At 45.7% G+C, this 2,429-nt stretch carries 5 protein-coding genes; 2 read left to right on the top strand and 3 right to left on the bottom strand.

All coding sequences use genetic code 11. The annotated features are described in order from the left end of the window. Positions 1 to 603, bottom strand: a 603-nt coding sequence (locus RMO84_RS20535) for an isocitrate/isopropylmalate family dehydrogenase (protein WP_310490294.1), incomplete at its 3' end; no start/stop codon positions are given. Positions 604 to 834: 231 nt separating this feature from the next. On the opposite strand from RMO84_RS20535, the gene RMO84_RS20530 reads away from it, so the two are divergent. Both RMO84_RS20530 and RMO84_RS20525 read left to right on the top strand, forming a co-directional pair. After that, positions 835 to 1,089 (top strand): DUF4351 domain-containing protein, encoded by a 255-nt coding sequence (locus tag RMO84_RS20530; protein ID WP_310490293.1) that lies wholly within the window; start codon positions 835 to 837, stop codon positions 1,087 to 1,089. Positions 1,090 to 1,151: 62 nt separating this feature from the next. Then, a complete protein-coding gene (locus RMO84_RS20525) occupies positions 1,152 to 1,394 on the top strand; it encodes a DUF4351 domain-containing protein (protein ID WP_310490292.1) in 243 nt (80 codons plus the stop codon). 247 nt (positions 1,395 to 1,641) lie between these two features. On the opposite strand, the gene RMO84_RS20520 is transcribed toward RMO84_RS20525, so the two are convergent. Both RMO84_RS20520 and RMO84_RS20515 read right to left on the bottom strand, forming a co-directional pair. Beyond that, a complete protein-coding gene (locus RMO84_RS20520) occupies positions 1,642 to 1,869 on the bottom strand; it encodes a hypothetical protein (protein WP_310490291.1) in 228 nt (75 codons plus the stop codon). After that, positions 1,806 to 2,429: tetratricopeptide repeat protein (locus RMO84_RS20515; protein WP_310490290.1), on the bottom strand; the 624-nt coding region annotated here is incomplete at its 5' end. The genes RMO84_RS20520 and RMO84_RS20515, both read right to left, overlap by 64 nt.

Below are 2,429 nucleotides of genomic sequence, written 5' to 3'. Positions count from 1 at the left end.
CGATACTTCTAGCACATTAGCCTTATCGATCGAACACAGCTTTTTAGTCCGCTTTTGGGCGGTTTCAAAGCCAACTTTGGCAATTCGATCGATCTCGCTTTCGGTATAAGCCATCGTATTCACACCACGCTTTTCACCCGTCTCAGTGATGAAAATTCCCTTCGGTTCGCCAAAATAAACGCCGCCAGTCAGCTCTCTGACCACCATCAGATCTACACCCTCTACGATCTCCCGTTTGAGGCTAGAAGCGTCGATAAGCTGGGGTAAAACTGCTGCAGGTCTTAAATTAGCAAATAGACCTAGCCCCGCTCTCAGAGCCAATAAACCCGTCTCTGGGCGCAAATGGCGCGGTAAATTATCCCACTGATAACCGCCGATCGCCGCTAGCAACACGGCATCACTCTGTTTGCAAGTCTCTAATGTCGCTGCTGGCAAGGGTTCGCCCGTGGCTTCGATCGCCGCACCACCAATTAAAGCCGTCGTAAAATCTAGCTGAAAACATTCCTGTTCGGCAACAACATTCAGCACATCTACAGCTACCGCCATAATTTCGGGGCCGATCCCGTCTCCAGGTAACAGGGTAATGCGATAAGTCTGAGTCATGGTGCTTGCCTTGCGATCGATAACTTGATATTCTACCGGCGATCGGGGCTAAGTGGCTAGGCTTTAGGGATTAGACTTGAGGTTTTAGGCTGGGGCAGAAATAATTTGCCAAACAATAGGGTATGCTACGACGGAGCATAACGCACCAAAATTATCTGCTCAAAGCTGTATTTTTGAGGCGATTGATAATTATCATTTACAAGTTTATTAATCTGAAACGAGGTAGATGCAATGTTTGGGATTGAAATCGAACAGACGCGGGTTTATCAGGATGCCATGCATGAGGGTCGTAGAAAGGGCGCAAAATCCTTAATCTTGCGGTTGTTAAATCGACGGGTAGGGAACGTGTCATCAGAAGTTGAGGTGAGAGTTAAGGCTCTAACTCTTACGCAGTTGGAGGATTTGGGTGAGGCGTTGTTGGATTTTGGTCAGATGAGCGATTTGATGAGTTGGTTGGATGCCGATCGGAGCGATCGAGTCTCATAAGTTCGATCGACCAGACTAGCCTCTAACAAATCCCTACCATCATTGAAATGAGGTGAATAATAATGTTTGGTATTGAGATCTCACAGACGCGGGTTTATCGGGAAGCCAAAGCTGATGGCGAAAAAACATTAGTGCTAAAACAGCTCGATCGCAAGTTGGGAAATATTACTCCTGAAAGTCGATCGCAGGTAAATAGTCTGAGCATCGAGCAACTGGAATCTTTAGGCGAGGCATTGTTAGATTTTAGCCAGATGAGCGATTTGATGAGTTGGCTTGATGTGAATCAAATCGATCGAGTATCGTAATTCGATCGCAGTTCGAGCATTTGAAACCTGTTTATCCTAACCTGCGTTTGGGACAAGGAAAATCGATCGGCTTCGTTTCAGAAACGCCCTCAAATGAATTTGGGGCTAAGAGCAAAAGTCCATTGAAATGGACTAATGAGAATCCGGTAGTTCTCTGAAGAGAACTTTAGCTATTAGCCCGAAATTCTATTTCAGGGCGGTGTAAGAACGAAGCTAAAAATCATTGCCTGGATCGAATCTAGTCGGTCTATATCCCCCGCCCACGGAAGATCGATCTCCTAAAACAAAATAAAATCGTGCCAACACCAAAGATCGCCAGCAGCCAGTAACCTTTGACTAGACAAAACAGAATAAAAACACCGATCGCCAGTGGTAGTAAATAATTCACCTGATGCGGTTTGGCGGGAGTCTCTAGCCACTGCTGGACGGTTTGGAAGGCGGCAGGGGATGAAGATAGGTGAGAGCTTCTTGCCAAAATGTTCGAGCTTGTTCTGGTTGATTGAATCGAGTGAAAAGTACCCCTAAGTTTGCAAAAATCGTCCCTACACTGTGGTGATCTCCCAGTCGGCGGTAAATCTTGAAAGATTGCTCATAGTAGGAGATCGCTTCTTTCAACTTGCCTTTATCTTCACATACACTCCCTAACTTCTCCAGGGTAAAGGCAATACCACGGTCATCTTTCAGTCGGCGGTAAATTTCCAAAGACTGTTCATGGAGATAGATTGCCTTATCTTGCTCGCCTCGATCTCGATACAAAAGCCCCCAGTTGTTCAGGGTTTTGGCAATGCCATTGTCATCTCCCAGTCGGCGGTCAGCCTCTAAAGATTTCTCATAGCAAGTGATCGCCTCATCCCACTTGCCTTGAACTTGGTACACATTCCCCAAATTAACAAGTGTTTTGGCAACGTTATACTCATCTCCCAGGCAGCAGAAAATCTCTAAAGATTTTTCATAACAAGCGATTGCTTCATCCCGCTTGTCTTGAATTAGATACACAATCCCCAAATTAACAAGGGTTTTGGCAACATTACCATC

Origin of the sequence: Chamaesiphon sp. VAR_69_metabat_338 (assembly GCF_031423935.1) — a bacterium.
GTDB lineage: Bacteria > Cyanobacteriota > Cyanobacteriia > Cyanobacteriales > Chamaesiphonaceae > Chamaesiphon.
Note: the sequence above shows the minus strand (reverse complement) of the source record. Positions and strands in the feature narration are given on the sequence as shown.

Excerpts from the sequence above, each read along its gene's own strand:
- RMO84_RS20530 (WP_310490293.1), top strand. The coding sequence starts at position 835 with ATGTTTGGGATTGAAATCGAACAGACGCGGGTTTATCAGGATGCCATG.
- RMO84_RS20525 (WP_310490292.1), top strand. The coding sequence starts at position 1,152 with ATGTTTGGTATTGAGATCTCACAGACGCGGGTTTATCGGGAAGCCAAA.